This is a genomic window from Microbulbifer sp., from assembly GCF_036563125.1.
Taxonomy (GTDB): domain Bacteria; phylum Pseudomonadota; class Gammaproteobacteria; order Pseudomonadales; family Cellvibrionaceae; genus Microbulbifer.
In genome coordinates, this window is sequence record NZ_DATCMV010000088.1 from 25,097 (window position 1) to 31,525 (window position 6,429).

The following is a 6,429-nucleotide window of genomic DNA, read 5'->3' on the forward strand; positions in this document are numbered from 1 at the left end:
TCGGGGCAGCCACACAACAGCAAAATACACGACACGCAGGCAATACTATCCAGACCCATGACGCGCAAAGTTAAAGGCAGCAAACAGTATCGTATGAAGGTGGTGCCCCACAGGCCCATCATTCATGGCGTTTTCTCTGTACTGGGGGTGACCCTGCTGGTGCTCTCCACCAGTGCCGGTGCTTTCTTTGCGGGACAGTACCAGCTGAGTAAGAATCTGGATGAGAAATCGCGAGCCCACGCCAGAACCCTGGATGAGGTGGAGCGCCTGCGTGCCGAGATTGAGGCCCTGCGGGTGCGTGCTGCCACCGCCGAGCAGTCCGTCGCCATCGGTGAACAGGCCAGTGAATCCGTGCGCGGGGAGCTGGTGGCGAAGGAAAACCAGATCGCCGAGCTGCGCCAGGAAATCTCCTTCTACCGCGGTATCATGGCGCCGTCCGAGGGCAGCGATGGCGTATCCATCGGCCGCTTCAGTATTTCCGAAGCTGGCGATGGCCGCTATCAATACAAGTTGCTGGTACAGCAGTCCGCGGCCAGCCACGAGGTGGTGACCGGCGAGGTTCAGTTCACCGTGGTCGGTCAGGTAGCTGGCGAGTCGCGTCGCTATGCGCTGGCGGACCTGTCGCCGCAGGTGGAGAGCAAGTCCATCCCCCTGCGTTTCAAATATTTCCAGAATATCGAGGGAGAGCTGCAGTTGCCGGAGGGCTTTGTGCCGGAAGGTGTGGAGCTGTCGCTCAAATCCAGCAAGCGCAACGGTTTCAATATTGACCAGCGCTACGGCTGGCTGGTGCAGCAGAGTTGATCTGTTGAAGCCGAAAGGCGCAGGTGTGCGTCATTGGAGTTACCAGGCTCCGCTCCATTCATGAGGTTTTGGTTGAATCATGTTGAAAAAGAAAGAGAAAACTATGGCAAACACCGGTGGCAATAACACGACCCTGATCGCCCGTCACACAGAAGTGACCGGTGACCTGCACTTCCGCGGCAATCTGGTGATCGAAGGTCGGGTCAACGGCAATGTCTGCGCCCACAGCGATAGCGAAGCACGCCTGCAGATCGTCGACGGCGGCATTATCGAGGGTGAGATCCGGGTTCCGAATGTCGTGGTCAACGGCAATGTGAAAGGCGACGTCCATGCCAGTGGCCACCTGGAACTGGCTTCCAAGGCGATCGTAGAAGGCAACGTGCACTACAAGCTGATCGAGATGGTCAAGGGCGCCCAGGTGAACGGCTCCCTGGTTTCCAATGTGGAAGTCGACACTGCTGGTGAGCCGCGTATGCTGGGCTACTCCTCTGAAGTGAGCGCCGAAGCGGAGTAATTGCCGCGGCCATTGGTGAAACCCGGCAAGATTGGCAATACTTGACCCGTTTGCTGGGTTTTACCCATAATGCGCCCGCGCCACCATCTTCTGTGGTGGACAGCCCCTGCCTGTGGCTGGGGCTGTGAATCTGTTTCGAGAGTTATCTATGTCTGAAGCTGTTTCCTTTTCTCCCGACCCGGTTCAGGTGACCGAAAAGGCCGTTTCCAAGGTCAAGGGATTGCTGGAAGAAGAGGGCAATCCGGATCTGAAGCTGCGGGTATTTGTGACCGGTGGCGGCTGTTCCGGCTTCCAGTACGGCTTTACCTTCGACGAGCTGGTCGCGGAAGATGACGCCGTGATCGAGAAAGATGGCATCCAGGTATTGGTTGATGCCATGAGTTATCCATATCTGGTGGGTGCCAGTGTGGACTATGAAGAGGGGCTGTCCGGTTCCCGGTTTGTGGTACAGAACCCCAACGCATCTTCTACCTGCGGCTGCGGATCATCCTTCTCCATCTGAGATCTGCCCGGTCGGTTCCAAGACGCCTGGAAACCCCAGTTCCAGGCGCAGTCTTATTTCCGCACTTATCTAAATTCGCTACTGCGTGACTGCGAAGACCGGTCTCAGGCGGGAAATATTCCCCCGAGTATGGTTTCCCTTTTCGCACCGGTGACCGCCGGGCAATTACCACTGAGTCCCATCATGGTCTGGCGCGCCAGCCAGGCAAAACCAGCACCTTCCACCCAGTCAGCGTCGATGCCGTATTGATCTGTGGCCGCCACAGACCAAGTGGGTAGCCGCCGGCGTAGACGATTCATCAGATCCCGGTTGCGGGCACCGCCGCCGCACACCAGCAATTCCCCCCCGCTGGCGAATTCGTGTACCCCGTTGACGATGGAGGCCGCGGTAACTTCCGCCAGGGTGGCCTGGACATCGGCAGGGGCCAGTTCCAAACCGGCGCAGGCCAGCTCCAGCCAATTTGGGTTGAACGCCTCGCGGCCGGTACTTTTCGGCGCCGGTGCGGCAAAAAAGGGATCAGCCAGCAAGCGGTTGAGCAGCTCCGGGTGCACGCTGCCGCTGGCCGCCCAAGCGCCATCGGCATCATAGGGTTGCCCCCGGTGCAGTTTGACCCAGTAATCCAGCAGGGCATTGCCGGGACCGGTGTCATAACCGCGCACCGCTCCATCGGCGGCGAGTTCGGTGATGTTTGACATGCCGCCGATATTCACCACCGCCCGGTCCCGATCTGTGCGGAACACCGCGTTGTGGAAAGCGGGCATCAGCGGCGCCCCCTGACCTCCGAGCGCCATATCCCGGCGGCGGAAATCGGCCACGGTGGTAATACCGGTCAATGCGGCAATGGTATTGGGGTCGCCAAGTTGCAGGGAGAAGGGCGTGGATACGCTGCCCGGAGGGCGATGGCGCACGGTCTGGCCGTGGCTGCCGATGGCGGTAATAGCGGCGGGTTTTATTCCCGCTTCCCGCAGTACCGCGAGCGCGGCGGCGGCAAATTCCTGACCCAGCAAGCGGTCCAGCTGCCCGGCTCTGTCCAGTTCCGAGGGTCCGGGGGCGCACAGCGCGAGGATTGCCTCGCGCATCTCCGTGGTGATGGGGTGCCCGAGTGCAGCGCGAGTCTGGCACTGCAAGGTGCCTTCAGTTTCGGAAAACTCCACCAGCACCGCATCGATGGAGTCGATGCTGGTGCCGGACATCAGACCGATATAGAGATCCGTCATTCAGTTTACGGAGTCCTTCTTGTCTTTGTTCTCGCTGTCTTCGTTTTTGGCCAGTGCCGGCTGCTCATAACGCTCGAGCTGCGCCATCAGCGGCTGGGTCTGGGCCTGGAAGCGGGCCATTTCTGACGAAGCTATGGCCTTTGCCTTCGGCAGCTGGCGCACAATGGTGGCCGGATTGCGATGATGGCCGTCTACCAGGAACTCGTAGTGCAGGTGCGGGCCGGTCGCGTAGCCGGTGGAGCCCACTGTGCCAATGGCCTGGCGCTGTTTGACCCGCTGGCCCTGTTTTACGCTGCGCTTGTGCAGGTGCAGATAGCGGGTGACGTAGCGCTCCCCGTGCTGCACGAAGACATAGTTACCGTTGGACTTGCTGTAGCCGGATTTGATGACCTTGCCGTCACCGGCCGAATATACCGGGGTTCCCGTAGGGGCGGCGTAATCCGTGCCGTTGTGCGGGCGGGTGGTTTTGAAGATAGGGTGCAGACGGCGCGGGTTAAAGTGTGAGCTGATACGACCGATATCCACCGGGGTGCGGATGAAGGCCTTGCGCATGCTCTTGCCTTCCGGAGTGTAGTAATTGGTATCGCCGTTACTGTCGGTGTAGCGCACCGCGCTGAAGGTCTTGCCCTGGTTGGTGAAGGTCACTGCCTGGATGGACCCGTTGCCGATCTTCTCGCCATCGAGGAACTCCTCATCAAACACGACGCTGAAGCTGTCGCCCTTGCGGATGTCCAGTGCGAAGTCGATATCCGAGCCGAAGATGTCGGCCATTTCCATGATCAGGTTGTTGCTGAGACCCGCCTTGCTGCCGTCGACGAACAGGGAGCTCTCGATGTCTCCCTGCCGGAACGCGGTATAGCGCTCGGCCTCGCGCTGGTGCAGCGCGTATTTGTATTGGTCGGAGCTGTCGCGACTGAATTCAACCTTGCTCAGGCGGTCGCGGTGCAGCTCGAGACTTTGCAGGCTGCCGTTGCCGTCGATCTGAAACGTGACTTCCTCACCGGGCACCAACTTGGCCAGTTGCTTGGCCTCCTTGCCACTGGACAGGAGCTGGTACATCTCCGCATTGCTGAGGCCCGCACGTTGGAACAGGTCGGAAAGGGTGTCTCCATTGCGTACGGTTTCCTGCACGATGCGCAGCCCCTCCATCACGCTTTGTGGCGCACTGCTCTGCGGCGCGGCTGGCGCAGGTGCAATGGTCACCTCTTCCGGCAGGCTGAGGGAGACCTCCAGCGCGGTGCGCTTGGCCTCGACTTCCGGAGGAGAGATGAACAGGGCCAACGCCAGTGCGAAGCTCGCGGCACCGGCGGCCAGCGCATGGGTTCGCGGGAAGTTTTTGCCCAGGGCGCCCAGCAGGCGTGGATTTTTGCGGTGATTTTGCATGGCTTTATACGTTGGTAGCGCTGTCGGTCATTGTTATCTGGTCCCGGCGGTAATGCCTAAAAAACGAACACAAAGGAGGCTTTATAACAAAATTCCCGCCGCGGTTCACGGGGTAATTGACCTGTCTTTCCATGATTCGGTTCCTCTGTCTCGCTGGTGTTTTTAATCACCAGTGTCGGCGAGTGGTGATTGCTCTCCAGAGCCCGGCTGCGCTTGTATTTGCCGCAGGATTCGGTACATTTGCAGCCCAATTTTTCGCCGCCGGCACCGTTTGCCGGGGCTTTGAGTACATACGAACTTACCGCAAGGGGACACAATGGCCGGAGTGGACGCGACACTGCTGGAAGATCTCACACGCCGCGGGCTGGTCAATCAGGCCACCGGTGACGGCGAACTGGAACAGCATCTCGCTGAGGAGAGTCGCACCCTCTATTGCGGTTTTGATCCCACTGCGGATTCCCTGCACATAGGGAGTCTAGTCCCCCTGTTGACGCTCAAGAGGTTTCAGGCGGCAGGTCATAAGCCGATCGCACTGGTTGGCGGCGCAACCGGCCTAATTGGCGACCCTTCCTTCAAAGCGCAGGAGCGCTCGCTGAATACCCCGGAAGTGGTGTCCAGTTGGGTGGAGAAAATCAAGCGCCAGGTGAGCGCGTTTGTCGACTTCGACAGCGGCGACAACAGTGCACTGGTGGTCAACAACCTGGACTGGACGCAGGATCTTAACGTGTTGGACTTCCTGCGGGACGTCGGTAAGCACTTCTCCGTCAACAATATGGTGAACAAAGAGTCCGTCAAGCAGCGGATCCAGCGGGAAGGTGAGGGGATCTCCTTTACCGAGTTCGCCTACATCCTGCTGCAGTCCATGGACTTCTCCGAGCTGTACAAGCGTCACCAATGCACCTTGCAGATTGGTGGCTCCGACCAGTGGGGCAATATCACCGGTGGCGTGGATCTCACCCGCCGTCAGCATCGCGGTAAGGTGTTTGGCCTCACCCTGCCTTTGGTGACCAAGGCGGATGGCACCAAATTCGGCAAGACCGAAAGCGGCACCATCTGGCTCGACCCGCAGCGCACGTCCCCTTATGCCTTCTATCAGTTCTGGCTGAATACGGCCGATGCGGACGTGTATAAATTCCTGCGCTACTTCACCTTCCTCAGCGTGGATGCCATCGAGGAAATCGAAAAGGCGGATGCGGAGAGGCAGGGGCGTCCGGAAGCCCAGGGCATTCTGGCAAAAGAAGTTACCCGTCTGGTACACGGTGAAGAAGGGTTGCTTGCTGCCGAACGGATTTCCCAGGCTCTCTTCTCCGGGAGTATTGAAGAGCTTTCAGAGAGCGATCTCGAACAGCTGCGCTTGGACGGTCTGCCCAGCTCCGAGCTGCCCGCTGAATTTGCTGAGGAGCAAAGTCTGATTCAGCTGCTCGTGGACGCCGGTATGGCCCCATCCGGAAAGCAGGTAAAGGATGCACTTGGCCGCAATGCGGTTCTGGTGAATGGAGAAGGCGTCGGCATGGATAGCAATGGTGCTCCTGCGGAGGTGTTTGCGGCAGGCAAGGCGCTGCACGGTCGCTTCTTTGTCGTCCGCTTGGGCAAGAAGAAATATCACCTCTTTTATCGTGCCGTCTGATCGTTTTTTGTTCTAATCTGAGTTTGAAAATTCTTTTTTACAGTTTTGTCATAAAAGTGCTTGCAGGGCGGAGGGTGGATTCGTATAGTTCGCGCCCTCGCCGCTGCAGAGGTGGCGAGATCGGCAAGATAGGTTGTTGATTTTCAAGGGGTTTCCCCTGGTGAACGAAAGTCAAAAAACAGCTTGCCAAGTGAGAATGGCTCGATATAATGCGCGCCCTTCTCGAGATCGCCGAGAGGTGGTTAGCGCTTCGAAAGACCTTGATTTGTAAGGGTTTCGAAGCGGAAAAAGTCTGCGAAAAAGCACTTGCTTCAGCAGATTGGATGTGTAGAATACGCGTCCCCAGTGATGACCGAGCGTCACGCTGAGTTGTTTAAAAATTCGA

At 58.5% G+C, this 6,429-nt stretch carries 7 protein-coding genes; 4 read left to right on the top strand and 3 right to left on the bottom strand.

The window, feature by feature from the left end:
• Nucleotides 1–57 precede the first annotated feature (57 nt).
• The 3 genes from VIL80_RS06965 to erpA all read left to right on the top strand — a co-directional run bounded on the left by VIL80_RS06965 (nucleotide 58) and on the right by erpA (nucleotide 1,817).
• Entirely contained in the window at nucleotides 58–801 is a 744-nt protein-coding gene (locus tag VIL80_RS06965; protein ID WP_332035399.1) for a DUF6776 family protein, read from the top strand.
• A gap of 103 nt (nucleotides 802–904) precedes the next feature.
• Complete coding sequence (locus VIL80_RS06970) at nucleotides 905–1,315, top strand: bactofilin family protein (RefSeq protein ID WP_318955357.1); 411 nt, start codon at nucleotides 905–907, stop codon at nucleotides 1,313–1,315.
• Between the two features lie 148 nt (nucleotides 1,316–1,463).
• Entirely contained in the window at nucleotides 1,464–1,817 is a 354-nt protein-coding gene (erpA, locus tag VIL80_RS06975) for an iron-sulfur cluster insertion protein ErpA (RefSeq protein ID WP_318955356.1), read from the top strand.
• Between the two features lie 104 nt (nucleotides 1,818–1,921).
• On the opposite strand, the gene VIL80_RS06980 is transcribed toward erpA, so the two are convergent.
• Both VIL80_RS06980 and VIL80_RS06985 read right to left on the bottom strand, forming a co-directional pair.
• Nucleotides 1,922–3,034 carry an anhydro-N-acetylmuramic acid kinase gene (locus VIL80_RS06980; protein ID WP_332035400.1) on the bottom strand — a complete coding sequence of 371 codons (1,113 nt, stop codon included), beginning with the start codon at nucleotides 3,032–3,034 and terminating at the stop codon, nucleotides 1,922–1,924.
• A complete protein-coding gene (locus VIL80_RS06985; RefSeq protein WP_332035401.1) occupies nucleotides 3,035–4,417 on the bottom strand; it encodes a peptidoglycan DD-metalloendopeptidase family protein in 1,383 nt (460 codons plus the stop codon).
• 316 nt (nucleotides 4,418–4,733) lie between these two features.
• On the opposite strand from VIL80_RS06985, the gene tyrS reads away from it, so the two are divergent.
• A complete protein-coding gene (gene tyrS / locus VIL80_RS06990) occupies nucleotides 4,734–6,044 on the top strand; it encodes a tyrosine--tRNA ligase (RefSeq protein WP_332035402.1) in 1,311 nt (436 codons plus the stop codon).
• Between the two features lie 171 nt (nucleotides 6,045–6,215).
• Here tyrS and VIL80_RS06995 read toward each other — a convergent pair.
• Nucleotides 6,216–6,429: hypothetical protein (locus tag VIL80_RS06995; RefSeq protein ID WP_332035403.1), on the bottom strand; the 214-nt coding region annotated here is incomplete at its 5' end.

Bases quoted from the DNA above. Each gene is read 5' to 3' on its own strand.
- VIL80_RS06965 (WP_332035399.1), top strand. From the start codon at position 58: ATGACGCGCAAAGTTAAAGGCAGCAAACAGTATCGTATGAAGGTGGTG.
- VIL80_RS06970 (WP_318955357.1), top strand. From the start codon at position 905: ATGGCAAACACCGGTGGCAATAACACGACCCTGATCGCCCGTCACACA.
- erpA (WP_318955356.1), top strand. From the start codon at position 1,464: ATGTCTGAAGCTGTTTCCTTTTCTCCCGACCCGGTTCAGGTGACCGAA.
- VIL80_RS06980 (WP_332035400.1), bottom strand. From the start codon at position 3,034: ATGACGGATCTCTATATCGGTCTGATGTCCGGCACCAGCATCGACTCC.
- VIL80_RS06985 (WP_332035401.1), bottom strand. From the start codon at position 4,417: ATGCAAAATCACCGCAAAAATCCACGCCTGCTGGGCGCCCTGGGCAAA.
- tyrS (WP_332035402.1), top strand. From the start codon at position 4,734: ATGGCCGGAGTGGACGCGACACTGCTGGAAGATCTCACACGCCGCGGG.